Annotated in this window: 22 protein-coding genes and 1 CRISPR repeat array (1 of these 23 cut by a window edge); of the genes, 7 read left to right on the top strand and 15 right to left on the bottom strand. The window is 71.3% G+C overall.

Features of this window, described 5'->3' with window-relative positions; genetic code table 11:
- Window positions 1-1,108: a CRISPR direct-repeat array (repeat unit 29 nt; unit sequence GTGCTCTCCGCGCGAGCGGAGGTGAGTCG); it reaches 997 nt to the left of the window's first position.
- A gap of 419 nt (window positions 1,109-1,527) precedes the next feature.
- The 5 genes from AB0K36_RS03925 to AB0K36_RS03905 all read right to left on the bottom strand — a co-directional run bounded on the left by AB0K36_RS03925 (window position 1,528) and on the right by AB0K36_RS03905 (window position 7,732).
- Entirely contained in the window at window positions 1,528-2,493 is a 966-nt protein-coding gene (locus tag AB0K36_RS03925; RefSeq protein ID WP_364587854.1) for a pirin family protein, read from the bottom strand.
- A gap of 96 nt (window positions 2,494-2,589) precedes the next feature.
- Window positions 2,590-3,534: an AEC family transporter gene (locus AB0K36_RS03920; protein WP_364587851.1), complete on the bottom strand. Its 945-nt coding sequence runs from the start codon at window positions 3,532-3,534 to the stop codon at window positions 2,590-2,592.
- 284 nt (window positions 3,535-3,818) lie between these two features.
- Window positions 3,819-5,024 (bottom strand): glycoside hydrolase family 64 protein, encoded by a 1,206-nt coding sequence (locus AB0K36_RS03915; protein ID WP_435877769.1) that lies wholly within the window; start codon window positions 5,022-5,024, stop codon window positions 3,819-3,821.
- Window positions 5,025-5,307: 283 nt separating this feature from the next.
- Window positions 5,308-6,090: a DUF899 domain-containing protein gene (locus AB0K36_RS03910; RefSeq protein WP_364587848.1), complete on the bottom strand. Its 783-nt coding sequence runs from the start codon at window positions 6,088-6,090 to the stop codon at window positions 5,308-5,310.
- 208 nt (window positions 6,091-6,298) lie between these two features.
- Entirely contained in the window at window positions 6,299-7,732 is a 1,434-nt protein-coding gene (locus AB0K36_RS03905; RefSeq protein WP_364587846.1) for a dihydrolipoyl dehydrogenase family protein, read from the bottom strand.
- A gap of 118 nt (window positions 7,733-7,850) precedes the next feature.
- Between AB0K36_RS03905 and trxA the strand changes: the two genes are divergently transcribed.
- Entirely contained in the window at window positions 7,851-8,246 is a 396-nt protein-coding gene (trxA, locus tag AB0K36_RS03900) for a thioredoxin (RefSeq protein WP_364587843.1), read from the top strand.
- A gap of 133 nt (window positions 8,247-8,379) precedes the next feature.
- Here trxA and AB0K36_RS03895 read toward each other — a convergent pair whose 3' ends face one another.
- Complete coding sequence (locus tag AB0K36_RS03895) at window positions 8,380-8,649, bottom strand: hypothetical protein (protein ID WP_364587841.1); 270 nt, start codon at window positions 8,647-8,649, stop codon at window positions 8,380-8,382.
- Window positions 8,650-8,709: 60 nt separating this feature from the next.
- Here AB0K36_RS03895 and AB0K36_RS03890 point away from each other — a divergent pair, with 60 nt between their 5' ends.
- Window positions 8,710-9,207 carry a type II toxin-antitoxin system PemK/MazF family toxin gene (locus tag AB0K36_RS03890; RefSeq protein WP_364587838.1) on the top strand — a complete coding sequence of 166 codons (498 nt, stop codon included), beginning with the start codon at window positions 8,710-8,712 and terminating at the stop codon, window positions 9,205-9,207.
- Here AB0K36_RS03890 and AB0K36_RS03885 read toward each other — a convergent pair.
- Complete coding sequence (locus AB0K36_RS03885) at window positions 9,192-10,046, bottom strand: TIGR02452 family protein (RefSeq protein WP_364587835.1); 855 nt, start codon at window positions 10,044-10,046, stop codon at window positions 9,192-9,194. The two genes, AB0K36_RS03890 and AB0K36_RS03885, sit on opposite strands and share 16 nt — an antisense overlap.
- A gap of 127 nt (window positions 10,047-10,173) precedes the next feature.
- On the opposite strand from AB0K36_RS03885, the gene egtA reads away from it, so the two are divergent.
- Genes egtA through egtD form a run of 4 tightly spaced genes read left to right on the top strand, consistent with a single transcriptional unit; the run spans window position 10,174 to window position 14,481 of the window.
- Complete coding sequence (egtA, locus tag AB0K36_RS03880) at window positions 10,174-11,445, top strand: ergothioneine biosynthesis glutamate--cysteine ligase EgtA (protein WP_364587832.1); 1,272 nt, start codon at window positions 10,174-10,176, stop codon at window positions 11,443-11,445.
- A complete protein-coding gene (egtB, locus tag AB0K36_RS03875; RefSeq protein ID WP_364587830.1) occupies window positions 11,442-12,767 on the top strand; it encodes an ergothioneine biosynthesis protein EgtB in 1,326 nt (441 codons plus the stop codon). Before egtA ends, egtB begins: the two co-directional genes overlap by 4 nt.
- A complete protein-coding gene (egtC, locus tag AB0K36_RS03870) occupies window positions 12,767-13,522 on the top strand; it encodes an ergothioneine biosynthesis protein EgtC (protein WP_364587827.1) in 756 nt (251 codons plus the stop codon). Before egtB ends, egtC begins: the two co-directional genes overlap by 1 nt.
- The gene (egtD, locus tag AB0K36_RS03865; protein ID WP_364587824.1) at window positions 13,519-14,481 is read left to right on the top strand and encodes an L-histidine N(alpha)-methyltransferase; all 963 of its coding nucleotides are present in this window, start codon (window positions 13,519-13,521) and stop codon (window positions 14,479-14,481) included. The genes egtC and egtD overlap by 4 nt, the downstream gene beginning before the upstream one ends.
- Here egtD and AB0K36_RS03860 read toward each other — a convergent pair.
- From AB0K36_RS03860 to AB0K36_RS03825, 8 genes are all read right to left on the bottom strand, one after another.
- Entirely contained in the window at window positions 14,376-15,245 is an 870-nt protein-coding gene (locus AB0K36_RS03860) for a lysophospholipid acyltransferase family protein (RefSeq protein WP_364587821.1), read from the bottom strand. The two genes, egtD and AB0K36_RS03860, sit on opposite strands and share 106 nt — an antisense overlap.
- Entirely contained in the window at window positions 15,242-16,048 is an 807-nt protein-coding gene (locus tag AB0K36_RS03855; protein ID WP_364587818.1) for a GNAT family N-acetyltransferase, read from the bottom strand. Before AB0K36_RS03855 ends, AB0K36_RS03860 begins: the two co-directional genes overlap by 4 nt.
- 371 nt (window positions 16,049-16,419) lie before the next feature.
- Window positions 16,420-17,667, bottom strand: a complete 1,248-nt coding sequence (locus tag AB0K36_RS03850) for an extracellular solute-binding protein (protein WP_364587815.1) — start codon at window positions 17,665-17,667, stop codon at window positions 16,420-16,422.
- Between the two features lie 172 nt (window positions 17,668-17,839).
- Window positions 17,840-19,279: a cellulose binding domain-containing protein gene (locus AB0K36_RS03845; protein ID WP_364588400.1), complete on the bottom strand. Its 1,440-nt coding sequence runs from the start codon at window positions 19,277-19,279 to the stop codon at window positions 17,840-17,842.
- 11 nt (window positions 19,280-19,290) lie between these two features.
- The gene (locus AB0K36_RS03840) at window positions 19,291-20,844 is read right to left on the bottom strand and encodes a beta-N-acetylhexosaminidase (RefSeq protein ID WP_364587812.1); all 1,554 of its coding nucleotides are present in this window, start codon (window positions 20,842-20,844) and stop codon (window positions 19,291-19,293) included.
- A 12-nt stretch (window positions 20,845-20,856) separates the two neighbouring features.
- Window positions 20,857-21,690, bottom strand: a complete 834-nt coding sequence (locus AB0K36_RS03835; RefSeq protein WP_364587809.1) for a carbohydrate ABC transporter permease — start codon at window positions 21,688-21,690, stop codon at window positions 20,857-20,859.
- Window positions 21,687-22,583, bottom strand: coding sequence for a carbohydrate ABC transporter permease (locus tag AB0K36_RS03830; protein WP_364587806.1), 897 nt, complete (start codon window positions 22,581-22,583; stop codon window positions 21,687-21,689). Before AB0K36_RS03830 ends, AB0K36_RS03835 begins: the two co-directional genes overlap by 4 nt.
- Window positions 22,580-23,839 (bottom strand): extracellular solute-binding protein, encoded by a 1,260-nt coding sequence (locus AB0K36_RS03825; RefSeq protein WP_364587803.1) that lies wholly within the window; start codon window positions 23,837-23,839, stop codon window positions 22,580-22,582. Before AB0K36_RS03825 ends, AB0K36_RS03830 begins: the two co-directional genes overlap by 4 nt.
- 206 nt (window positions 23,840-24,045) lie before the next feature.
- Here AB0K36_RS03825 and AB0K36_RS03820 point away from each other — a divergent pair, with 206 nt between their 5' ends.
- On the top strand, window positions 24,046-24,876 hold the full coding sequence (locus AB0K36_RS03820; protein WP_364587800.1) for a GntR family transcriptional regulator: 831 nt from the start codon (window positions 24,046-24,048) through the stop codon (window positions 24,874-24,876).
- The last annotated feature ends 183 nt before the right edge of the window (window positions 24,877-25,059 follow it).

Raw genomic sequence — 25,059 nt, 5'->3', positions numbered from 1 at the left:
GTGAGTCGTCGCCAATCGGGGTCACGTCGGGCACGTCGGTGTGCTCTCCGCGCGAGCGGAGGTGAGTCGGCCTACGAGCGGCAGATCGCCCGCCTCGAGAAGTGCTCTCCGCGCGAGCGGAGGTGAGTCGTACTCCTGCAGTTCATCGATCGTCACGAAGATGTGCTCTCCGCGCGAGCGGAGGTGAGTCGCCGTGCAGATGGTGCAGGACTTCAACGCGGCCGTGCTCTCCGCGAGAGCGGAGGTGAGTCGTGACCACTGATGGCGATCGGATCCGGCCTCGGGTGCTCTCCGCGCGAGCGGAGGTGAGTCGGAGTTCTGGAAGCTCGTGGACTCCGAGGACGGGTGCTCTCCGCGCGAGCGGAGGTGAGTCGAACATGGACTGCCCACATCACCGGGACCTCAATGTGCTCTCCGCGCGAGCGGAGGTGAGTCGCCGGCCGATCTCTACGGTCAGGAGACGACGGAGTGCTCTCCGCGCGAGCGGAGGTGAGTCGTTCGAACGCCGCCTCGCCGAGAAGACCAGCCTGTGCTCTCCGCGCGAGCGGAGGTGAGTCGAGTCCGTCCGAGAGGCGCAGGCCGCCGATGCTGTGCTCTCCGCGCGAGCGGAGGTGAGTCGGCCAGGTAGACGATCGTGGCGGCCGGGGCGAGCGTGCTCTCCGCGCGAGCGGAGGTGAGTCGCCGCGGTCGAGGCGGACGTCCAGCGACGCCGGGTGCTCTCCGCGCGAGCGGAGGTGAGTCGGAGCGGCAGGATCCTTTCGAGGTGTGGGGCGAGTGCTCTCCGCGCGAGCGGAGGTGAGTCGTTCGACGAGGCGCTACGTGGCCTGGCGCGGCCGTGCTCTCCGCGCGAGCGGAGGTGAGTCGCGCCTGATGCCCGCCCTGCTCGGCGGGCGCCTGTGCTCTCCGCGCGAGTGGAGGTGAGTCGGCGCTCGAGCAGGTCATCGCCGCGAAGGCGGAGTGCTCTCCGCGCGAGCGGAGGTGAGTCGCGGATGCTGGACCTGACCGCCGGCGTCTCCGGGTGCACTCCGCGCGAGCGGAGGTGAGTCGCTCGGTGTCTGACTAGCTCCGCCGGTGACAACGTGCTCTCCGCGCGAGCGGAGGTGAGCCGTGTGATCACCAACGCCCATAGACGCCCGCTCGTCTCTATCTGAGAGAGGCTAGACGGCCTGTTGTCGACAACCCACAATTTGCCAAATCGGCGTAGAGCGGAGCGCACCGTCGCCCATCACTGGCGACGCAATACACGCGACGGCCCTGCGCCAACTATGAAACCGCTGCGCCAGCGGAGCCTCGGCCGGCTCCAGCTTGGCGCCACGGTAACGCGTGGGACCATCACCGCAGGAAACTGACTACTTGTCAGTAAAGTCAGCATTCGTTCCGCCAAACGTCACCACACTCTGCGCCACATGAAAGTCGCACCCAAGGCCCGCTGCGCGCCCCAAGGGTCGAGTGAGCAGCTACGAGTCGCCAGAAACGGAACTTCTCCCAAGCCAGCCCAACCGAGGCCGGTTCAGGTAATTCCCCAGCTCATCGCACCCTCCCCCGCGCCTTCAGCGGCGTCGCCGGCAGCTCCGGCGCCGGAAGCGGAGGGCCGTCGTAGCCCTTCACCTCACCGAACCTGGTGCCGTTCATCCAGTCCTCTCGCGCCTGGGCGATCTCCTCGTGGGACCGTCCGATCCAGTTCCAGAACATCACGATCTCCTCCTCGAACGGCTCGCCGCCCAGCAGCAGCAAGCCCGCGTCCGAGTCGGCGCGCAGGGGCAGTTCGGAGCGGCCGCAGCCGAGGTAGAGCATCGAGCCCGGGAGTACCGGAACGCCGTCGACATGGGCCTCGCCGGACATGGAGAGCACCGCGTACTCGAAGTCCGGGTCGAGCGGCAGGCGGGCCTCGGCGCCCCGGGTGAGGGTGACGTCGGCCCCTACGAGGGGCGTGTACGTCGTCCCCGGGGAGGCCGTTCCGTCGAGGGTGCCGAGGACGACCGTCGCGCTCAGGCCGGGGGCGGTGACCTCCGGCAGTTCCGTGTGGTGCTGGAAGTGCGGCTCGATGCCGCGGTGTTCCGCGGGGAGCGCCACCCACAGTTGCGCGCCGTGCAGGTAGCGGGCGTGCGGACGCGGGCTCTCCTCCGAGTGGCTGATCGCCCGCCCGGAGGTCATCAGACCGAGTTCCCGGGGGCGGATCGTGGCCAGCGCCCCCGTGCTGTCGCGGTGCAGGACCTCGCCCTCGTGCAGCCAGCTGACCGTCTGCAGGCCCATGTGCGGATGCGGCGGCACCTGCATGCCCGGCTCGTCGGCGATGTCGTCGGGGCCGTAGTGGTCGACGAAGGCCCATGCGCCCACCATCCGCCGCCCGAGGTTGGGCAGCAGCCTGCGGACCTCGGTGGACTCACCGAGCGGGACGCGGCGTGGGCTCAGGAGCTCCCGGACGGGCTCGGCGACGACGAAGCCACGCCCCCCGCATACGGAGAGGGTGGCCTGACGATCGAGATTGCTCATGGGGCCAACCTATTCCGGTGCGGGGCGCCCCGGGTCCACGTTCCGCGCCCCGGATTCCCACGGAACGCCGTCAGGCGTCCCCCGCCGCCGTGCCGCTCACGCGAGAAGCCAGGTGATCAACGACAGGGATCCCATGGAGAACAGGGTGGTCAACACGACCGCGTCCCTGACGAGTCGGGTGTCGAGGCGGTACTGCGACGCGAAGATGAACGCGTTCTGGGCGGTCGGCAGGCCCGCGCAGAGCACCACCGCGAGCAGGTCGTCGCCCTCGATACCGAACCCCCACCGGGCCAGCGCGTAGGCGAGCAGCGGCTGGACAACCGTTTTGAGGGTGACGAGGACGTGTCGCTCCGCACGCCCGGCGGACGCGGCGTCCTCGAGGGCCGCGGTGCCGGGCTCCGGGGCGCGGGTGTCGAGGGACATGCCCAGCGCGAACAGCGCCGCCGGGACCGCCGCGCCGCCGAGCATCTGGGCGGGTGCGGTCACGGCCTCCGGAAGCTGCACGCCGAGGACGGACACCGTCACCCCCGCCGCCGACGCGGCGATGATCGGGTTGCGCAGCGGCAGCCACAGGAAGCGGCTCCGGCCGCCGGCGCCGCGGCCCGTGTCGAGGTCTATCAGCGTCAGGATCAGAGGCGTGACGAACAGCGTCTGGAACAGGGCCGCCGCGACCACGAACGAGGCGTCGCCCAGCACATGTACGGCCACGGGGATGCCGAGGTTGGCAGAGTTCACGTAGGCGCCCGCCATGGCGCCGATCGCCCGGTCGGCCCGCCCGCGGCGGAACACCCACCGGCCGATCAGCAGGCCGAGGGCGAGCATGATGAGGACGCTGGCGGCGAAGACCGCCACGCCGGGGCTCAGGAGGTCGGACACCTCGGCCCGCGACAGCGTCACGAACAGCAGCGCGGGCATGGCGAACGCGAAGGCGAACCGGCCCAGCACCGACTGGGCGTGCTGTCCGAGTACGTCGAACCGGCCCGCCGCCCAACCGACGGCGGTGATCGCCCAGATGGGCAGAAAGCCGGAGAGCACGGTCACCGGGTCAGCATGCCCGACGGTGATCAAGACCTCTCCGCCGCCCCCGGGAAGGTGAGGTTCCGGGGGCGGCGAACGTGACCGGACGGTGGCGCTGCGGGGGCGGTGGAGCTGCGGGACCGGACCTCCCGGGTCGTTCGGGCGGCAGGGTCACGCGGACGGCGGAACTCCGGGGCAGGGGCCCCCGGGAGTTCGGGCAACCGGGGTCACGGGCGCGGTCGTCGTAGGAGTCACGGGTGCGGCCGTCGCCACACTGCGCGTCGGACCGGGGGCGGGGTGGATTCCCGTCAGTTGAACGGGTCCAGCGTGACGTACGCCGTCTGCGGATTGCCGTCGTGCACCAGTGACTCGTGCGCGCCGACATCGTCGAAGGCGAAGGCGTACGCCTTGCCGTCGGCCATCTGGGCGTGGATCTTGCGGGCGTAGTGGTTGGTGACGACGTCCTTGTAGAAGTTCGCGGAACCAGCGTCGGGCTGGTTGGGGTTGACCAGCAGTGTCGAGCGGTTGAAGCCCGCGCACAGCGTGCGCGAGATCGGGCCGCGCACTTGGTCGTTGGGAGCGTCGAGCCGTTTGTAGCACCCGAAGACACTGTCGGAGTCCGGCTTCTGGAACGAGGTGACGACGGTCCCGGAGCCGTTCGTGAAGTTCAGGACCCCGCCGGAGACCCGGCCGTAGTACTTGATGCCCGGCTGGTGGGCGAACGGCGTGACCGTGAGCGTCGAGGTCGTGTACTTGTTCCACACGCGGTTGATGTAGTCGTCCATGATGTCCGCCGGCAGTGCGCCGGCCTCGATGCCGTGGCCGGGGGCGAGGGCGCGCAGGACGGTGCCGTCCGCGCGGGTCTGGATGAGGTTCGCCCAGCCGCCGGGCTGACCGCGCAGGGCGTTGTAGAAGCCGTTGTAGCCGCCGGGCTTGAGGTGGCCGGTGTTCTTGACCGTTCCGTCGGCGGCCTGGACGCCGACCGCGTAGGGAGCGGAGAACATGTCCACCTGTGTGCTGTTGATCCACAGGCCGGAGTCGTTGAGTGTGTACTCGGACCAGTTGAAGAGGATGTTGCGGTTGGGGTCGCTCGGATTCTGCACCGCGGGCTGCACCAGGCCGCCGGTGGTGAGCTTGAAGACGAGCTTCTGCCCGTACGAGAAGTAGATCCGCCCGGAGAACTTGGGCATGCGGATCGTGACGGAACGGCCCGACGCGGGGCCGGTGATCGACGCGTCGGGGGCCGGGGTCGGCGGGTTGCCGCCGACAGGCCAGGGATGGAACGTGCCGCTCGCGTCGGCCCAGCCCTGCCGGCCGGTGCTGAGCTCCGTGCCGAGGTTGTAGATGTAGACCGGGTCGCCGCGGCCCGAGTTGTTGGTGAACTTGAGCGGGATGGTCGCGGGCACCGCGGCTTCCGCCGTCGCGGTGGGTCCGGTGGCGGTGACGCCGGCGGCGCACAGCAGCGCGGTGACCGCCGACGCCAGTAACGTCCGTAACTTCCGTGAGACAGGCACGCTCCACCTCCTCCTGATCGGATCCTCGACGAATCCCTGTCGGATCGTCGTCGGATGCTGGTGGGATCGTCGTCGGATGCTGGTCGGATGTCGTCACAGTCCATGGCCGGACCTCCGAAGGGCCGGACCTGGCCTGGAGCAGACTGTTGAGAGCGCTCTCGAGAGCGCTCTCAGAATCGGCCCGCGCCGGACCGCCGTCAAGAATTCGCGCAGGACTTGTCGTTCACGCGCTGAGGTTCCGCCCGGGATCCGACACCTTCGCCGGCGCCTCGAAGAAAGCGCGTCAGTGGTGGTCGCCGTGCCGGCCGAGGGTATCGACGGGGGTGGCGCCGGGACGGGTCCATTGCGGCACGGGGCGGCTGGTCGGGCCCCAAGTGGCGTTCCCGTCCGCGTCCGAGCGCCAGTACCAGCACGGGCTGTGCCCCTCGGGCCGGCCCTCGGGCTTGTCCTCCCAGGCCTCGCCACGGCCGTTGGGCGTCATGTCGAGCAGGCCGAGGGACCCGTTGACCGGCTCGTTGCCACGGCCCGTCGTGGAGTAGGTGAGGAACACGCGGTCGCCGTCGCGCAGGAAGCATGTGAGGTAACCCATGTCGCCACCGACCGGTGCGTCCACGTCGCGCACCGAGTACCAGGGCTGGGTGTAGCCCATGAACTCGACGTAGGAGGCCACCTCTTCCCAACGGCCCGTGGTCACCATGGCGAACGAGACGCCGCGGGCGTTGAGGTAGACGGCGTCCTTCATGTGCCAGGCCGTGGTGGTGCACCCCTCGCACTGACCCTGGTACGGCGCGCCGTCGTACCACATGTGCTTGTACACCACGAGCTCGTCGCGGCCCTGGAACAGGTCCAGGAACGGGACCGGGCCGTCGGGTCCGACGACCTCGACCGTCCCGTCGAACTCCACCATCGGCAGCCGGCGTCGGGCAGCGGCGAGGGCGTCACCCTCGTGGGTGTGGGCCTTTTCGCGGACCAGGAGCTCGTCACGGGCGGCCTGCCAGGTGGCCAGGTCGACGACGGGCGGGAGGCCGGGCAGCGCGGCGCCCGGGTCACTCGGCGTGGTCGTCATGGCGTCCTCCGTGGGTCTCGTACCAGGGGTGTCGTACGCCGTCCTACGACGGTCACCTGAACAGACTCGCGAGCCGGCCGGAACTCATCGCGGCAGGGACGGCCCTCGGCCGCGACGCCGCGCGGACGAGCCGTCGCGCGAACGACTCGGGGCCCGCAGCGCGGGAACGCCCACGCCGCGGGCCCCGGCCGACGCACACGCCCCGCGGTCAGCCCGCCCGGTACGTCTCCAGCAGCCGCAGCCAGATCTCGCTGATGGTCGGGAAGGACGGAACCGCGTGCCACAGCCGGTCGACGGGAACTTCGCCGGCCACCGCGATCGTGGCCGAGTGCAGCAGCTCGCCGACGCCCGCGCCGACGAAGGTGACCCCGAGCAGGATCTCGCGGTCGAGGTCGACGACCATGCGGGCATGTCCGCGGTAGTTCTCCGCGTACAGTCCGGCGCCCGCGATGGAAGCGAGGTCGTAGTCGACGGCGCGCACCCGGCGTCCCGCCCTTTCCGCCTCGGCCAGCGAGAGTCCCACGGCCGCCGCCTCCGGGTCGGTGAACACCACCTGCGGCACCGCCGCGTGGTCGGCCGTCGCGGAGTGGGCGCCCCAGCGATCGGTCTCCAGCAGCGGGACCTGGTGTGCCCTGGCGGCGATGGCGGCACCCGCGATCCGGGCCTGGTACTTGCCCTGATGGGTCAGCAGCGCGCGGCGGTTGACGTCACCGACCGCGTACAGCCAGTCCTTGCCCTGCACGCGGCAGCTGTCGTCGACCGGCAGCCACGAGCCCGGCTCCAGGCCCACGGTCTCCAGCCCGATGTCGTCGGTGCGCGGGGCGCGGCCCGTCGCGATGAGCACCTCGTCGGCCTCGATGCGCTTGCCGTCGCCGAGGACCAGGGTGACGGGGCCGGTGCCGCCGGGCCGTTCGACGGCGGTGACGTCGGTGTCCGTGCGGACGGTGACGCCGGCCTCCCTGAGGCCTTCCGCCACGTGCTCACCGACGAAGGGTTCCATCCGTGGCAGCAGGCCGCCGCCGCGGACGAGCATGGTCACCTGCGAGCCGAGCGCCTGCCAGGCGGTGGCCATTTCCACCCCGACCACTCCCCCGCCGACGACCGCGAGCCGGCCGGGCGCCTCGCGGGCACTGGTGGCCTCGCGGCTCGTCCACGCCTTCGCTCCGGCCAGGCCGGGGATGTCGGGCAGTACGGCGCGGCTGCCCGTGCTCACGACGACGGCGTGCCGGGCGGTGAGTGAGTAGTGCTCGCCCTCCGGCCCGTACGCCACCACCTTCCTGGGGCCGTGCAGGGCCCCTTTGCCCCGGTAGACACGTGCGCCGATGGAATCCAGCCAGGCCAGCTGGCCTTCGTCGTTCCAGTGGGCTGCCTGTTCGTCGCGGCGGGCCAGTACGGCCTTGCTGTCCAGAGGGCCCTGCACGGCGGCGCTCACCCCGGGCAGCCTGCGGGCGTCGGCGCGCGCGATCACCGGGCGCAGCAGCGCCTTGCTGGGCATGCACGCCCAGTAGGAGCAGTCGCCGCCGATGAGTTCGCTCTCCACCACCGCGGTGCTCAGGCCCGCCGCTCTCGTCCGATCCGCCACGTTCTCCCCGACGGGGCCCGCGCCCAGCACTACGACGTCGTACTCCACAGCATGGGTCATAGGGCCAGTCTGATCCGGGGTGTGCGTCCTGGCCACATGGGCAGGGGCAGGAATAGCACGGCCCCGGGCACCGTTGTGCGGGGCGAGTCCCCCGGACCTCAGGAAGAGGTAGCACGTCATGAGCACCGTTGAGCTCACCAAGGAAAACTTCGATCAGGTCGTGACCGACAACGACTTTGTCCTGATCGACTTCTGGGCTTCCTGGTGTGGTCCTTGCCGCCAGTTCGCGCCGGTCTTCGAGGGCGCGTCGGAGCGTCACCCCGATCTGGTGTTCGCGAAGGTCGACACCGAGGCGCAGCAGGAGCTCGCGGCTGCCTTCGAGATCCGTTCGATCCCGACTCTGATGATCGTGCGCGAGAACGTCGCGGTCTTCGCCCAGCCCGGTGCGCTGCCCGAGGCGTCCCTGGAGGACGTCATCGGCCAGGCGCGCGCGCTGGACATGGACGCGGTCCGCAAGTCGATCGACGAGGCCCAGAAGGGCGCCGCCGCCGAGGGCGGCCAGGCGAGCGCCTGACCGGCACGTTCCCCGTACACGGATCCCCGCATGCGTCCGGCCGGGGTCCTGCCCGATTCCCTTCGGGCAGGACCCCGGCCGTTCGCGTGTCGCACACCGGCACGGTCGTCCCGGTAGCCCTCGCGGGGCGGCGCTACGCCTCCCCCGCGTCCACGACCCGCGCCACCAGTCCCAGTGACAGCTCCGCGCCGTCCACCAGCAGGGCCTCGACCGCACGGGTCTCCGGGTCGATGTCGACCTCGACTCCGTCGCCGACGTAGCGCGGGAAGCCGGACGCGCCCAGCTCCCCCGTGGCGTCCACGACGGCGGAGCGGATGACGTCCTCGGGAAGCGTGGCGGGATCATGCCCTTCGACGTGTTCGGGGACCACGATGATCCCGAAGCGCTGCGGTTGTGTGTTCATGCAGGCGACGCTAGACACCCGCCGCCGCGGCCGCATGTCGCCGGGCACTACCGTGACCGGATGACGCATTCCACCGCCCCTTCGCCCGGCCCGCGGGGACCGCGCGGCTCCACGCGCTCCGATGTCTCCGCCACCCTGCCCGGCAGCAGCGGCCCGGCCGCCACCACCGAGGCCGACCCCGTCCACGTCGGTCCGGTCCGCACCTCGTACGCGCCGGACCGCGACGGCGATCCGGACCCGGGCGAGATCGTCTGGACGTGGGTGCCCTTCGAGGAGAACGACGGCCGGGGCAAGGACCGGCCGGTCCTGGTCGTGGCCAGGGCGGCGGCGGGCACGCTGCTGGCCGTCCAGCTGTCCAGCAAGCGCCACGACCACGACCGGGAGTGGGTGCCGATCGGCGTCGGCCCGTGGGACGGCGCCGGACGCGAGTCGTGGGTGGATCTCGACTGGGTGCTGCGGGTGCACGAGACGGGGATGCGCCGTGAGGCGTGCGCGCTGGACCGGCCGCGGTTCGACCGTGTGGTGCGGCGGCTGCGGGAGCGCTACGGCTGGACCTGAGCTCCGGCGGCACCGGTCCGGTCGGCGAAGGCACGGCGGAACGCGGCGAGGGTCGGCGAGGTGCCGGCCCGGTCGAGCACGGCGAAGACGATCTCCTCGAAGTGGCCGGCGAACCGGCCTCCGCCGGTCAGCAGCGCGTGGAAGGCGCCGGCGACGGCCGCGGGGTCGTTGCGGAAGACGCCGCAGCCCCAGGCGCCGAGCACGAGACGGCGGTAGCCGCCGGCCACCGCGGTCTCCAGGACCCGTTCGGCCCGTGACGCGAGCGCGGCGGGGACGCGGTGGAGCTCGCCCGGTGTGCGGAGTGCGACGACTCCCGCGTTGGGTGCGGGAGAGGTGAGGAAGCCGACCGTGAACGGCTGCTCCAGCAGTTGCCCCCGGTCGTCGCGGAAGACCGGCACGCCGGGCGAGAGAATCACCCGGTCGGTGTAGAAGACGCTGCGTTCCGTCCGGTGGTGCTCGTAGAACCCGGGCACGCGCAGCAGCGTGGCGTGCAGGGCCGACGCCCGGCACAGCGCTTCCTCCTGGGCCTGCGCCCCGTTGAGGTAACCGCCGCCGGGATTGCGGGCGGAGGCGAAGTTGAGGACGGCGACCGGTCCCTCTTGGGCTCCGGTGAGCCGCCGGGCGGCCTCGGTGCTGCTCTCACCCGTGACCTCGAAGCGGGTGATCCGGTCCGTGTCCGGTGAGACGGCCACCGGCTCCGGTCCGTACATCCGTGTGCCCGCCATTGCGGTGGCGAGCTGCTGCCCTATCCGCACCTCGCGTCCGTCAGGAAGGCGGTACCCCCCGGCCCCGACGATCTCCTCGGTCTGCTTGGCAATTCCCCGTAGTCGTGCACTCATGCCCGACATCATCGGGAACCCCAGGTGACGGCGGCAAACACATTTCCGCTCCTCAGGGGCGCTCTTGTGCGGACCCGCAGCGGTGGCCTTAGGTTGACAGATGTCCCTTCGACAGGAGGAGCCGATCATGCACCGAGCGGGAACGGGAGACTTCAGCCGTCCGATGTCCGAGGACGAGGCCGAGGACCTGCTCCGATGTATCTGCTTCAAGACAGGTCCGCCCCGCACCGTGGGCGTGGAGGTGGAATGGCTGGTCCATGATCGGGAGCAGCCGGGGAAACCCGTGGCGCGCGACCGCCTCAGAAGCGCCTTCGACGACATACGCGCCCTGCCCCTGACCTCCCTGCTCACCTTCGAGCCCGGCGGCCAGCTGGAACTCAGCTCGCGCCCCGCCGCCTCCCTGATGGAGTGCATCGACTCCACAGCCGCCGATCTGGACGCCGTACGAACGGCCCTCCGTCCGGCAGGCCTCGCTCTGAACGGCATGGGACTCGATCCCTGGCACCCGCCCCGCCGGATCCTCCACGAGCCGCGCTACGACGCGATGGAGAGATGCCTGGACCGTTCCGGTCCCTACGGCCGCTCCATGATGTGCAGCTCCGCCTCCGTCCAGGTGTCGCTCGACACCGGTGAGGAGGAGCCGGGCCCGCTCGGGCACGGCCGCCGCTGGCGGCTCGCCCATCTGCTGGGCGCGGTGCTGCTGTCGGCCTTCGCCAACTCGCCCATGATCGCCGGGCGTTCCACGGGCTGGCGCTCCACGCGACAGGCGGTGTGGAACGTGCTCGATCCGGTGCGCCCCATGGCACCTCCCCTGGAGGCGGAGCCGCGGGCGGCGTGGACCGCGCACGCGCTGGACGCACCCGTGATGTGCGTACGTATGCCGGAAGGCGCGTGGACGCTCCCCGAGGGGCTGACCTTCCGGAACTGGCTGCGCTCCGGCGGGCCGCGTCCGGCGACGCAGGAGGACCTCCGCTACCACCTCACCACGCTGTTCCCGCCCGTACGGCCGCGCGGGCACCTGGAGTTGCGCATGATCGACGCGCAGCCCGGCGAGAACGGCTGGATGGTGCCGCTCGCGGTGACCGCCGCGCTCTTCGACGATCCCGAGGCGGCGGAGACCGTGTACCGCTCCCTCAAGCCCCTGGCCGAGTCCATGGGCGCCGGCGCCGCGCCGCGCAACGCGCTGTGGGTGGCGGCCGCGCGGCACGGGCCGTCCGAGGAGGAGCTGCGGAGCGCCGCCGTGACGTGCTTCGCCACGGCCCTGGAGGCGCTGGTACGCCTCGGCGCGTCGACGGCCGTGCTCGACGAGGTGGCCCGTTTCAACGAACGCCATGTACTGCGGGGCCGATGCCCCGCCGACGACCTGATCGCCTCCGTGGTGAAGGAGCCCGGCAGATGACCGACCAGCTGCGGAGTCTGGCACTCGATGCGCTGACCCGTGCCCGTGACCGCACCGCCGCCCTCACGTCGTGCGTCGACGACCGTGATCTGACCGCCCAGCACTCGCCGTTGATGTCTCCGCTGGTGTGGGACCTGGCCCATATCGGCAACCAGGAGGAGCAGTGGCTGCTGCGGCAGGTCGGCAAGGGTGAGGCGCTCCGGCCCGAGATCGACTCCCTCTACGACGCGTTCGAGCATCCGCGCGCGGCCCGTCCCTCCCTGCCGCTGCTGGCGCCCGCGGAGGCACGGGTCTACGCCGCCGACGTGCGCGGCCGGGTGCTGGACATTCTGGAGCGCACCGCGTTCGAGGGCGGTCCGCTCGTGGACGCGGGCTTCGCCTTCGGGATGATCGCCCAGCACGAGCAGCAACACGACGAGACGATGCTGATCACCCATCAGCTGCGGAAGGGGCCGCCGGCCCTGTCCGCGCCGGAGCCGCCCGCCCATGACACCGGTCCGCTGCCGCGCGAAGTGCTGGTCCCCGGCGGGGCGTTCACCATGGGGACGTCCACCGAGCCGTGGGCGCTCGACAACGAACGGCCCGCCCACCGGCGCATCGTGCCCGCGTTCCACATCGACACGACTCCGGTGACCTGCGGCGCGTACCAGGCGTTCATCGAGGACGGCGGCTACCACGAGCGCCGCTGGTGGGCGGCCGCGGGCTGGGACCAGATCCGGCAGCACGACATCGGTGCGCCGCTGTTCTGGCGCCGTGAGGGCGGGATGTGGCTGCGCCGCCGATTCGGCGTCACCGAGGAGGTCCCACCGGACGAGCCTGTACTGCACGTGAGTTGGTACGAGGCGGACGCCTACGCGCGCTGGGCCGGCCGGCGGCTGCCGACCGAGGCCGAGTGGGAGAAGGCCGCCCGGCACGATCCGCACACCGGCCGGGCCCGCCGCTACCCGTGGGGCGACGCGGACCCGACGGAGGCGAACGCGAACCTCGGCCAGCGCCATCTGCGGCCCGCCCCGGCGGGCAGCTATCCGCAGGGCGCCTCGCCGCTGGGCGTACGGCAGCTCATCGGCGACGTGTGGGAGTGGACGTCGAGCGACTTCCTGCCCTACCCCGGGTTCGTCGCGTTCCCCTACCGCGAATACTCGGAGGTGTTCTTCGGGAGCGAGCACAAGGTGCTCCGCGGCGGTTCGTTCGCCGTCGACCCGGTGGCCTGCCGGGGCACGTTCCGCAACTGGGACCTGCCGGTGCGCCGTCAGATCTTCTCCGGCTTCCGTACCGCGCGGGACGCGGAGCAGCCCGCCGGCCCGGACGGGGGCATCCGCTGATGTGCCGTCATATCGCTTACGTGGGGCCGCCCGAGTCACTGGCCGCGCTGCTCGTCGAGCCCGGACACGGCCTGTTCCGCCAGTCCTGGGCGCCGCGCCGGCAGCGCTACGGCACGGTCAACGCGGACGGCTTCGGGATCGGCTGGTACGCGGACGGCGACCCGGTGCCCGCCAGGTACCGGCGCGCGGGGCCGATCTGGGCGGACCTGTCCTTCACCGACCTGGCGCGGGTGGTGCGCAGCCACGCGGTGCTCGCCGCCGTGCGGGACGCCACCGCACCCGGCGCGGACGGCGAGGCCGCGGCGGCGCCGTTCGCCTCCGGGCCCTGGCTGTTCAGCCACAACGGCGCGGTGCGCGGCTGGCCTGCCTCGATGGGCCCGCTCTCCGCCGCGCTGCCGGCGGAGGAACTGCTGTCGATGGAGGCGCGCAACGACTCGGCGCTGCTGTGGGCGCTGGCGCTGCGCCGGCTGCGCGCGGGCGACTCGCCGGCCCAGGCGCTCGCCGACACCGTCCGCGACACGGCCGCCGCCGCGCCCGGATCCCGGCTGAACCTGCTCCTGACGGACGGCACGGTGATCGCCGCGACCGCCTGGGGCGACACCCTCTGGTATCTCACGGAGCCCGGCCGGCGCACGGTCGTGGCCTCGGAACCGTACGACGACGATCCGCTGTGGCAGGAGGTGCCGGACCGGACGCTGCTCACCGCGACCCGCGCCGACGTCCTGCTGACCGAGCTCAAGGAGCCGACCCAGTGAGCCCGTTCCTGCTGACCCGAACCCTGCCCGAGGACGCGACCAACGCCGCGCTGCGGGCCGATGTGCTGCACGGCCTGACCCGCACGCCCAAGACCCTGCCGCCGAAGTGGTTCTACGACGCCCGCGGCAGCGAACTGTTCGAGGAGATCACCCGGCTTCCCGAGTACTACCCGACCCGCGCCGAGCGGGAGATCCTCGCCGAACGGGCGCCGGAGATCGCCGCGGCGACCGGGGCGCGGACGCTCGTGGAGCTCGGGTCCGGCTCGTCCGAGAAGACCCGTTTCCTGCTGGACGCCCTGCCCTCGCTGCACAGTTACGTACCCGTGGACGTCAGCGAGAGCGCGCTGAACGGTGCGGCCGAGGCCCTGCTGGCCGACCATCCGGACCTGAACGTGCACGCCCTGATCGCCGACTTCACCCGCGGGCCGGAGCTGCCGGTGACGCCGGGACCCCGGCTGGTCGCGTTCCTCGGCGGGACGGTCGGCAACCTCCTGCCGGGCGAGCGTGCGCTCTTCCTGCGGTCCGTGCGGGCCATGCTGGACCCCGGCGACTTCCTGCTGCTGGGCACGGACCTGGTGAAGGACGAGGCGGTGCTCGTGCGCGCGTACGACGACGCCGCCGGCATCACCGCCGAGTTCAACAAGAACGTCCTCTCGGTGCTGGCGCGGGAACTGGGAGCGGACGTGGATCCCGCCGACTTCGACCATGTGGCGCGCTGGGACCGCGACAACGAGTGGATCGAGATGAGACTGCGGGCCCGCTCCGCCCTCACCGTGAAGATTCCCGAGCTGGATCTCGTGGTGCCGTTCGAGGAAGGGGAGGAACTGCGGACGGAGGTGTCCGCGAAGTTCCGTCAGGACGGTGTTCGCACCGAACTCGCCGAGGCGGGAATGGATCTGACGCACTGGTGGACGGACGAGGAGGGCAGGTTCGCGCTGTCGCTCGCCACGACGAGCTGAGCGGCCAGCGCCAGTGAGCGGCGGTCGAGGTGGCTCCCGGGGAGGATCGGCGGCAGCAGCCGGATCTCCGCGGTGAGCCCTTCGGCCGCCGCGACCCGCCACAGGGAGGCGAGCAGCGGATCGTCGCCGACGAACGCCGCCGCCCCGGTGGGCGAGTAGGTGATGCGTACGGGCTGGACGGCGGCGCCCGCGTCGAGCGCGGCCTGGAACGCGGCGGGCCGGAACCGTCCCCGGCCCCGCCCGCACCAGGTCGATCCCTCGGGGAAGACGACGACACGGGCCCCGCCGCGCAGTGCGTCGGCCATCGACGCCACGGCGGCGGGCAGCGCGCGCAACCGGTCCCGTTCCAGGAAGAGGGTGCCGCCGCGGGCGGCGAGCGGCCCGAGGACCGGCCATGAACGGACCTCGCTCTTGGCGAGCATCCGTCCCGGCAGCACCGCGGCGACCAGCGGGATGTCCAGCCATGAGATGTGGTTGGCGACGACCAGCGCGGCCCGCAGGTCGTGCGGCTGCCCGACGACGCGTACCCGCACGCCGAACGCCCGCAGTACGGCGCGCGACCAGCAGCGGGTCAGCCGATGGCGGAACGCGGCGCCGAGGAGGACGCCGAAGAGGGCCGCGACGGGGGCGAGCAGCAGGCCGCACCCCACGGCCGCCAGGCCCGCCAGAAGCCGGGCGAGGGCCTTGAGCGGCCCGGCGACGGGCCCGTGGTGGGTCGCGCAACCCTCGGGAGTGCAGGGCGCACAGGGCAGCCAGGCGCTCATCGCACGGGTGCGAGGGAGAGGAAGTGCCGCAGGTAGCGCGGGTCGGTGCGGCGCAGCGACAGCAGGACGTAGAGGTCGGCGACGTTGAAGTCGGGGTCGTGGGCGGGCGCCCCGCACACCCAGGCGCCGAGCCTGATGTAGCCGCGCAGCAGCGGCGGCAGTTCGGTGCGACCGGCGGGGCGGGCGACGCCCTCCGCGTTCCACAGCTTGTGCGGGGTGACCCAGTGCTCCTCGGGCGCCAGGTTCTTGGTCCGCACGGTGTCCCAGGTCGCGGCGGCGAGGGTGCCGCCGTCGGCGAGGGGGATCGAGCAGCAGCCCGCGAGCCAGTTGTGGCCGGTGCGGGTCATGTAGCGGGCGAGGCCTGCCCAGATGAGGGCGATCACGGCGCCGTTGCGGTGCAGGGGGTGGACGCAGGAGCGGCCGACCTCTACGAGGTCGTCGCGGATCGGGTCGAGGCGGGTGAGGTCGAACTCGCCCTCGGAGTAGAGGCGGCGGGCGACACGGGCGCGTTCGGGCGGCAGCAGTCGGTAGGTGCCGACGATCTCGCCGGTGTCCGTCTCCCGCACGAGCAGGTGGTCGCAGTAGGCGTCGAAGGCGTCGGAGTCCAGACCGGGCTCGGGTCCGTCGAGCCGGGCACCCATCTCCCCGGCGAACACCTGGTGGCGCAGGCGCTGCGCGGCGCGCACCTCTTCCTGGTCGCGGGCGAGCGAGACGACGTACCGGGGCTCCTCGTGCTGGGGCGGCAACGGGGCGGCCGGCTGTGCGGGCAGCGGAGCGGGGACGACGAGCGGCGTTGCGGGCATGGCGGTCTCCTGTGCCGGACGGAGGGGCGGACCGCTGGTGCGGCGGCCCGGCTCCTTGTTTCTTCCGTGGCCGGCTGGATTCGACATGACTGCACGGCGGAGAGCGGATGTGAGGACGCTGAATGCCGGGCAATGCGCGGCGGAGCGGATGCGCCGCTCCGCCGGTCGGGGGCCGATGCGTCCCGTTGTTCCGGGGCCGCGTCTCGGGGTGCGGGTCGGTCTGCGTCCCGTTTCCCGGGGCGTTGGACCGGCTCCTGTTGTCCGGGCCGTGGACCCGGCCCCCTTGCCCGGGTCGTCCCCGCCCCGGGCTCATGGGTCGGGTCCCGTGGCCCGGGGCCCGTCGGTCCCGGACCGGGCATACGCCCGTCCCGTCAGGGCAGCAGCGCCGCCGTGATCTTGTCCGAGGCCGCTCGTGCCGCGCGGGCCGGGTCCTGACCCTGGAGGACGGCCGTCATGTACGGCTTGATGGGGTTGTCGGCCTCGACCGCGGCCCATTGCGGCGAGTTGGGAGTTGCCCTGCCCTTCGCGGCGCCGGCGGCCATGGCGGCGGTGCCTTCGCTGCCCTCGATGACACCGGCGAGCGTGGTCTTGTTGGGCACGTAGTTCATCGTGAGGGCGAGCTCGGTCTGCCATTCCTCGCTCGCGAGCGCCTTCACCACCTCGACGCCGGCGGATCTCTCCCGCGCGTTCTCGGGCACGATCAGGTCGGAGCCGCCGATGAAGACGGCGCCCGGCGCCTCTGACGTCCTGCCCGGTACGGGGAAGAAGCCCAGCTTCCCCTTGAGCGCGGGATTGGCCTTCTCTATGAGGGGCGCCGCGCTCGGCACGGCGATGATCTGCGCGACGTCGCCCTTGGCGAAGACGTCCGCCTGGGGCGGCGTCACCTCGTCGGCGTCCTTCGGCCCGTTGCCGTGCGACTGGAGCCGCTTGTAGAAGTCCATGCCGCGCAGGGCCGCCTTGGAGTGCAGGGCGCCCTCCCAGTTCCCGCCCTGCTCGACGGCCAGTTGTCCGCCCTCTTCCCAGACGAAGCCCGCGAGGGTGTACCAGTCCTGGCCGGAGAGGTAGATGCCCTGTCTGCCGGGGCCGTCCAGTTTCTCGGACATCTCCAGCCATTCGGCACGGTCCTTGGGCGGCTCCGTGATGCCCGCCTGGGCGAAGAGGTCCTTGTTGTAGATGACGACCCGGTTGGCCGCGTACCAGGGGATGCCGTACTGGGACCCGTTGATGCTGCCCGGTTCCGCGAGGCCGGGCAGCCAGTCCTCGCTGCCGAGGTCGCGGACCGATTCGAGGGTCAGGTCGCGCAGCGCGTCGCTCTCCGCGTACTGGGCGACCTGGGTGTTGCCGACCTCGATGACCTCGGGGGCGTCGTCGCTCTCGAGCGCCGCCATGACCTTCTTGCCGATGCCCGTCCACTCCTGGAAGGTCACCTTCAGGTCGACGGACGGGTGCTGTTTCTCGTACTCGGTGGTGAAACGCTCCAGGAACTCGTCCGAGACGCTGTCCTTCATGAGCCAGATGTCCACGGTGCTCCTGGGCGAACCACCGGGGACCAGGCCGCAGCCGACGAGCGTGGCGGCGCACACGAGTGCGACGGACAGGGCGAGCGAGCGGTTCTTCACGTAGGTCACCTTCTGCGTGGCACGGAGAATTGACCCGACGTGGGGGGAAGCGAGCGGCGCTCGCACGGGTTGGCTGGATTTTGGTCTGTACCAAAGGTCCGGTCAAGTCAGGGAACGCACCGGGCGGCGGAAGGGGCGGGCGCGGGAACCGCACCCGCCCCTCACAAGGTCTTCACCCGGTGGCTGGAACGGTGTCCTCGAAGCGGACCCCCGCCGACCGGTACGCGGCGACCTTCGCGGCGGCCTGCGCGGGGGTGAGGACCTGGTCCTTGACGTGCAGCACGTAGTCGACCTTCTGGTCGTAGGAGCGGGGCGTGGTGCTGCCCTGACCCGCCAGGTCGATCAGCCACTGGTTGAAGTTGATGCTCATCGTGCGCTCGGGGAGGTAGCGGGCGTCGTGCCGGCCGAACTCCTGGCCGTCGACGTAGTAGACGATGCTGCTGTCGTCGATGGTGAGGACGAGGTCGTGCCACCCGGCGTAGCTCGCCCTGACCTCGGAGTGCTGGTTGACGGCCTCCCACGGGTCGGGCCGGTAGGTCTCCCACGAGGTGGTGTACAGGATGTTGGCCGGCTCGCCCCAGCCGCCGTTGGGCAGGTACTCGAAGTCGTACTCGGCGTAGTCGTCCGCCATCGGGGCCTTGAGGTCGTTGATGGTGAAGAACGTCTGGACGAGGTGGTCGCCGTCCGGGCCGGACCGTGGGGCGTCGGAGAAGTGGACCCGGGCCGCGTAGGTGCCGTTCTTGAACTTCATGTCCTTGGTGAGGATCTCGGTGTGCTCGGTGGTCGCCCCGCTGCCCGCGGTGGAGGTTTCCAGGTTCATGATCGAGTTCGTCCCCTCCTTGGCGAAGGTGACGTTCTCGGGCGCCCAGGTGGCGCCGGGCACACCGGGGCCGCCCGCGTTGGAGCGGACGCTCCAGCCGTGGGCGCCGATGGCGGGGTCGGTGTGCGAGGTGTAGTCGAAGTCGTCGAAGAGCGCGGGTCCGTCCGCCGGCGGGTCGGTGGGGTCCGGCGGATCGGTGGGGCCGTTGCCGGCGGGGGCGGTCCCCCATACCGTCGGGCCGCCGACGCTCGCGGTGACCTTGGTCCAGTCGCCGTACGAGGTGCGGCCGGGACCGAAGGAGTAGTCGTCGTTCTGGTTCAGGGGGCGCCAGTCGGAACGGTGGAAGCGCAGTTGCATGTCACCGGTGTCCGCGCCCGGCGCGAGGCCGCCCGCGCCCGCCCGGAACCCGATCTCCAGGTAGCGGTCCGCGTCGGCGGTGGGGGCGGCGAGGGTGCCGAACGTGCCGGTGATGTTGGCGCAGCCCGGTACCGCCCATGAGCAGGCGAAGGTGTAGGAGGCGCCGGCGTCCGCCTTGAAGTAGTAGCGGACGCGGACCTCGCTCAGGGAGAGCGTGGTGCTGCCGGAGTTGACGACCTTGAACCACGGCTCCGCCTGGTCGCTGCCGCTCGAACTCTGGCGGTACTGGACCCTCACCGAGGCGTCGGCGGCCGCGGCCGGCAGGGCGGACAGGGTGGCGCAGCCGAGGCCGGCCACCACGGCGGCGGCCAGTGCGGCACGCGCCCGGAGGCCGGGGCGGGTACGGGTCCGGCCGGTACGCGCTGTTGTGCTCATGCTGGTGCTGGTCACCTGGATTTCCTCTCGGAAGGGGTGGTCGTGGGGGGTCGGCTCGGGACGCCGAGGGCGCCGAGCCGGGCTCTGTGGTGGTGCAGCCGTGCGCTGAATCCCGTCCAGTCGCCGCCTCCGCTCCAGGCGGTGTCGGCGAGGGCGCACAGCCGGGGGAAGGCGAGGTACTCGGCGTGCTCGGCCGTGGTCACGTACTCGGTCCACAACTGGGCCTGGGTGCCGAGCACACGGTCAGCGGCCTCCGCCTCCCAGTGGGCGGGGGCCGGCTCCGTCGCGTACACGGCCCGAAGGTCGACGACGGCGCCGGGCTGGCCGGGCGGTTCGCCGGCGTCGGCCGACTGCGGGTAGTCGAGGTAGGTGGAGCGGTAGGGGGCCATGATCACGTGCTGGCCGCGGCGGGCGGCGGCCAGGGCGTGGGCCTCGTCGCGCCACATCATGGCGGTGAACGAGGACGGCAGGTCGACGCCGGTCTCCGTCCAGCCGAGCGGCTGCCTCCCCCGCTCGTGCAGGTGGGCGCCGATCCTTCCCATGAACCAGCCGTGCAGCGCCTCGGGGCCGCCGATGCCCTCCTGTTCGGCGCGCAGTCGCGCCGCGGGCGAGGCGTGCCATTCGGTGGTGGGGCATTCCTCGCCACCGATGTGGACGTGCCGGGAGGGGAAGACGTCCAGGACGTCGTCCAGGACGGTGCGGCAGAAGTCGAGGACCTCGTCGTGCACGCCGAGGACGTTCTCGCAGACGCCCCACTGTCTCCACACGTCCAGCCGACGGCTCGGCCGGTTGCCGAGGTGGGGGTAGGCGGCGAGCGCGGCGCGGACGTGGCCCGGCATCTCGATCTCGGGCACGACGGTGACACCGCGGTCGGCGGCGTGGGCGACCAGGGCGGCGAGCTCCGCACGGGTGTAGGCGCCGCCGTGGGGCAGGCCGCCCACTTCGGTGAGCCTCGGGTAGGCGGCGACGGGCATCCGCCAGCCCTGGTCGTCGGTGAGGTGCAGATGCAGCACGTTGAGCTTGTGCAGCGCCAGCAGGTCGACGAAGCGCCGGAGGAACGCCACAGGCAGGAAGTGGCGGGCCACGTCGAGCATCGCGCCGCGCCAGGGGAAGCGGGGTACGTCGGTGATCTGCACACAGGGCAGGGACCAGTGCGCGCCGGGGGCGGGAGTACCCGACAGGGCGGCTGGGGGCAGCAGTTGGCGCAGGGTCTGGATGCCGTGGAGGAGCCCCGCGGGGCGGCCGGCGCGCAGCAGCACCGCGTCGGTCCCGACGGTGAGTCCGTAACCCTCCGCGCCGAGCCCGGTGAGCTGCGGGTCGAGCGCGAGGACGACACGGCCGTCGGGCGCGAGGGGCAGCGGCAGACCGGTGGCCGGGGCCAGGTGGGTGCGCAGGAGCGCCGCGGCCGGCTCGGCCCCGCGGCCGGCGCGGATGCCGGTACGGCCGTCGAGCACGAACTCGCCTGCTGTCATGGTGAGTTGGGTCGGGCGGGGAATCAGTGCGGGAGCGGTGCGCGATCCGGTACGGGGTCCCGTGCGCGGTGGTCCGGTGCGGGGTGCGGGCATGTGTCGGCTCTCCTATCCCTTGACCGCGCCGCCGGTCATCCCGGCGGAGACCCGGCGCTGGAGCACCAGGAAGAGGACGAGTACGGGCAGGGCGAAGAGCGTGGATGCGGCCATCGTGGCGCCCCAGTCGGTGCCGAAGACGTTCGAGAACGAGGAGAGCCAGACGGGCAGGGTGCGGTCGTCCTGGTTCTTGATGATCAGCATGTTGGCGAAGGCGAACTCGTTCCAGGCGGTGATGAAGCCGAAGAGCGAGGTCGCCAGGAGCCCCGGCGCGAGCAGCGGGAAGGTGACGCGGCGGAACGCGGCGGCCCGGGTGCAGCCGTCGACCTGGGCGGCCTCCTCGAGTTCGACGGGAATCGCGGCCAGGAAGCTGCGCAGGGTCACGACGGTGAACGGGAGCGTGATCATGAAGTAGACGAGGGTGAGAGTGGCCAGGCTGTCGAGCATGTCGGCGTCCCTGGCGATGATGTACATCGGGATCAGCAGGGCCTCCCAGGGCGCGACCTGGGCGATGAACACCATCAGGACGAAGCCCCGCCGGCCCTTCCAGCGCAGCCGGGCGACGGCGAAGGCCGCGCCTGTCGCCACCAGCAGGGCGAGCAGCACGCTGGCGGCGGTGACGGTCAGGCTGTTGCGCCAGAACGACCAGAAGCCGTCCGCGCGCAGGGCGTTGGCGAAGTTGTCGAGGGTCAGGGAGGTGGGCAGCAGCGCCGGGGATCCGGTGTGGATGTCGGCGGCCGGCTTGAAGGCGGTGAGGATCATCCAGTACACGGGGAACACCGAGAGGACGAAGACGATCAGCGCTCCCGTGTTCAGCAGCAGGCGCCGCGGCGAGGTCGGTCTCACAGCTCGGCCTCCTGTTTGAACATCTGCCGGAAGTAGAAGATCAGCGCGGCGACGAGCATCAGCACGGTCAGCGTCGCGACAGCCGCCCCGAGGTCGTAGCGGTGCAGCGACTGCGCCACCTGGTAGGCGTAGACGGGCAGGGTGGTCGTCGCGCCGCCCGGTCCGCCTCTGGTGACGGCCCAGATCTGCGCGAAGCAGCGGAAGACCCAGATGACTTCGAGGCAGAGGATCAGCCCGAAGACCGGGCGGAGCACCGGCAGCGTCACCGACCAGAAGATCCGGCCGCCGCCTGCCCCGTCGATCCTGGCCGATTCGAAGAGTTCGGCGGGGACGGTCGTGAGCGCGGCGTGCAGGGTGACGGCGACGAACGGGACCGACTGCCATACGACGAGCAGCACCAACAGGGTGAAAGCGGCCGGGCCGTGCGCGAGCCAGGAGTACCCCTCGAAGGAGTCGAACCCGATACCGGCCAGCACCCGGTTGACCAGTCCGAGGCGCGAGGAGAACAGCCACTGGAAGACGGTCGTGGTGGCGATCACGGGGCTGGCCCAGGCGAGCACCAGTCCGCTCAGCACCAGGACGCGCATCCTCCTGCCGAGCCGCTGGAGCATGAGGGCCGCCAGGGTGCCCAGCACCATGATCAGCACCACGTTGACCGTGGTCCACCACAGCGTGCGGCGGACCACCTCCCAGAACTCCGCGTCCCCGAGGACCTCCCGGTAGTTGTCCAGACCGGTGAAGACGGCGTCGCCGCGGATGAGTTCACCCATCCCGTAGTGCTGGAAGGAGATCAGCACGTTGCGGGCCACGGGGTAGGCGAGCAGGACGGCCGCGCCGAGGACGGTGGGCGCGATGAGCAGGTACGGCCAGAGTGCGCGGGGCGAACTCCTCATGACCCGAGCGTCTTGGTGATCTTGTCGGAGGCTTCCTTCGCGGCTTTCGCCGGGTCGCTGCCGGTGAGTACCGCCGTCATGTACTGCTTGACCGGGTTGGTGGCCTCGACGGCCGCCCACTGCGGGGAGTTGGGCGTGGCCCGCCCGTGGGCCGCCGCGGCGGCCATGGCCGCGGTGCCCTCGTTGTCCTCGATGACCCCGGCGAGGGAGGTCCGGTTGGGGACGTAGCTCATGGTCTTCGCCAGGTCGGTCTGCCACTTGTCGCCCGCGAGCTCCTTCACCACCTGGTAGGCGGCGTCGTGGTGGGCGGAGGCCTCGGGGATGATCAGGTCGGAGCCGCCGGTGAAGGTGGCGCCCGGCTCCCCGGCGGTGTCGCCGGGGACCGGGAAGAACCCCAGCTTGCCGGCGAGCGCGGGGTTGGCCTGTTCGATGATCTTCGCCCCGCCCGGTACGGAGATGATCTGGGCGACGTCACCCTTGGCGAAGACGTCGGCCTGCGGCGGCTTGGCCTCGTCGGAGTCCTTGGGGCCGTCGCCGAGGGCCTGGAGGCGCTGGTAGAACTCCATGCCCTTGAGCGCTTCCGGCGAGTGGAGCGCGCCTTTCCAGGTGTCGCCCTCGCGTTCGGCGAGCTCGCCGCCCTCGTCCCAGATGAAGCCGGCGAGGGTGTACCAGTTCTGCCCGGGCAGATAGACGCCCTGCGTGCTGCCGGTGTCGAGCTTCTTGGTGATCTCGAGCCAGTCGTCGCGGGTGCTGGGCGGGGCGGTGATGCCGGCTGCCGCGAACAGGTCCTTGTTGTAGATGACGACGCGGTTGGCGGCGTACCAGGGGATGCCGTACTGCTTCCCGTCGATCCTGCCGGGATCGGCAAGGCCGGGCAGCCAGTCGGCGCCCGCCAGTTCGCCGACCTTGTCCGTCAAGTCCTTGACGCCGCCGCTGGCGGCGTACTGGGCGACCTGGGTGTTGCCGACCTCGATGACGTCGGGCGCGTCCCGGCCGGCGAGCGCGGCGGTGATCTTCTCGCCGATGCCGTCCCACTCCTGGATCTGGATGTCGAGGGCGGTTCCCTTGTGCCGCTGCTCGAAGTCCTTCTCGAAGCGCTTGAGATAGGCGTCGGAGACGCTGTCCCTCATGATCCAGACGGTGAGTTCCTCCGTGCCTCCGGCCGCTTCGGCATCCGGCCCGGACGTGGAGCTGCACGCTGCGAGCGGCAGGGTGAGAGCGATGGCGGCGGCAGCGGCGATGGAGCGAATCTTCAACTGATCCACCTCTGAAGTGAGTTGACCAATTGGTAAACTGGCCAACGGCGTGGCTAGAAGGTGGCATGGACCAATGTTGACGTCAAGGGCTTTGAAAACACTGGTTCGTTCGGCGCGTGACCCGACAGGCCACCCAGATCACTGGTAAGCAGCATCGTTTACCATCTGACCAGTTGGCGACGATGTGGAGCAGAGAGGCAGGGTCCATGGAGAGCAGCTCTTCGGGCGCCGTACTGAAGCGCGAGCGGGTCAGGGAGTTCCTGCTCGGCCTGATCGAGGCCGGCCGGCCGGGCGACGCCATCCCCTCCGAGCGGACCCTCTGCGCGGAACTCGGCGTCTCCCGCCCCACCCTGCGTGCCGCCGTGGACGAACTCGTCGCCACCGGCCAGCTCCTGCGCGAACACGGCCGCGGGATGTTCGTCGCACCCGCCAAGATCACGCAGGAACTCGTCTCCGACGACGCGGCGTTCGCCGTCCCCCGCGCGGCGGGCGCCTGGTCGAGCCGCGTCCTGGAGCTCGCCACCATCAGCGCGGGCGCCCGGATCGGCCGCAAGCTGCGGATCTCCCCCGCCGCCGAACTCGTCTACATCGCCCGGCTGCGTCTCGTCGACGGCGCCCCCATGGCGATCGAGCACCTGCACATCCCCGCCCGGCTCGTGCCCTCCCTGACCCCGCAGGAGCTCGAGGCCGGAGACCTCTACGACCATCTGCGCGAGCACCATCAGGTGCACGTCGACCAGGCCGTCCAGTCGATCGAGCCGACCGTCGTCAACGAGGCGGAGGCCGCGGTGCTCGACGTGCCGGTCCTCTCCCCCGCGCTGCTGGTCGAGCGCCTGACGACGGACACCGCGGGCAGCCCCGTCGAGTACGTCCACTCGGTGTACCGCGGCGACCGCTACCGCATCGTCTCCCGCCTCGCGCTCGGCCCGTCCGCCGCACGCAGCGACCGCCCGGCGGGCCACCATCCCGGCATCCCCCCGGGCGACTTCGCCCACGGAGACATCATCACGTCGTCGACGACCGGCGACGCCTACTGAACCGGACCTCAGCCAGCACGACCACAACGATGCAGGTCAGGCGGGTCGGACGTACATCTGGATGATGACAGGGGACCCGCGAGTAGCACTTCGGGGCGAGTGCGGAACACATAGGGAGACTGATCCGCCGAACAGCCCACGCCCCATAGCTTCTTGATCGAACCCCCCACGGTCAGGAGGCCC

Origin of the sequence: Streptomyces kurssanovii, assembly GCF_040677245.1 — a bacterium.
Lineage (GTDB): Bacteria > Actinomycetota > Actinomycetes > Streptomycetales > Streptomycetaceae > Streptomyces > Streptomyces kurssanovii.
This window is presented reverse-complemented; position numbering and strand designations above follow the sequence as displayed.

What these genes read in the sequence shown, in the direction of transcription:
- egtC (WP_364587827.1), top strand. Translation starts at nt 12,767, where the DNA reads ATGTGCCGTCATATCGCTTACGTGGGGCCGCCCGAGTCACTGGCCGCG.
- AB0K36_RS03925 (WP_364587854.1), bottom strand. Translation starts at nt 2,493, where the DNA reads ATGAGCAATCTCGATCGTCAGGCCACCCTCTCCGTATGCGGGGGGCGT.
- AB0K36_RS03845 (WP_364588400.1), bottom strand. Translation starts at nt 19,279, where the DNA reads ATGAGCACAACAGCGCGTACCGGCCGGACCCGTACCCGCCCCGGCCTC.
- AB0K36_RS03885 (WP_364587835.1), bottom strand. Translation starts at nt 10,046, where the DNA reads ATGAGTGCACGACTACGGGGAATTGCCAAGCAGACCGAGGAGATCGTC.
- AB0K36_RS03855 (WP_364587818.1), bottom strand. Translation starts at nt 16,048, where the DNA reads ATGCCCGCAACGCCGCTCGTCGTCCCCGCTCCGCTGCCCGCACAGCCG.
- AB0K36_RS03840 (WP_364587812.1), bottom strand. Translation starts at nt 20,844, where the DNA reads ATGCCCGCACCCCGCACCGGACCACCGCGCACGGGACCCCGTACCGGA.
- AB0K36_RS03910 (WP_364587848.1), bottom strand. Translation starts at nt 6,090, where the DNA reads ATGACGACCACGCCGAGTGACCCGGGCGCCGCGCTGCCCGGCCTCCCG.
- AB0K36_RS03830 (WP_364587806.1), bottom strand. Translation starts at nt 22,583, where the DNA reads ATGAGGAGTTCGCCCCGCGCACTCTGGCCGTACCTGCTCATCGCGCCC.
- AB0K36_RS03895 (WP_364587841.1), bottom strand. Translation starts at nt 8,649, where the DNA reads ATGAACACACAACCGCAGCGCTTCGGGATCATCGTGGTCCCCGAACAC.
- egtB (WP_364587830.1), top strand. Translation starts at nt 11,442, where the DNA reads ATGACCGACCAGCTGCGGAGTCTGGCACTCGATGCGCTGACCCGTGCC.
- AB0K36_RS03820 (WP_364587800.1), top strand. Translation starts at nt 24,046, where the DNA reads ATGGAGAGCAGCTCTTCGGGCGCCGTACTGAAGCGCGAGCGGGTCAGG.
- AB0K36_RS03890 (WP_364587838.1), top strand. Translation starts at nt 8,710, where the DNA reads ATGACGCATTCCACCGCCCCTTCGCCCGGCCCGCGGGGACCGCGCGGC.
- AB0K36_RS03905 (WP_364587846.1), bottom strand. Translation starts at nt 7,732, where the DNA reads ATGACCCATGCTGTGGAGTACGACGTCGTAGTGCTGGGCGCGGGCCCC.
- AB0K36_RS03860 (WP_364587821.1), bottom strand. Translation starts at nt 15,245, where the DNA reads ATGAGCGCCTGGCTGCCCTGTGCGCCCTGCACTCCCGAGGGTTGCGCG.
- trxA (WP_364587843.1), top strand. Translation starts at nt 7,851, where the DNA reads ATGAGCACCGTTGAGCTCACCAAGGAAAACTTCGATCAGGTCGTGACC.
- egtA (WP_364587832.1), top strand. Translation starts at nt 10,174, where the DNA reads ATGCACCGAGCGGGAACGGGAGACTTCAGCCGTCCGATGTCCGAGGAC.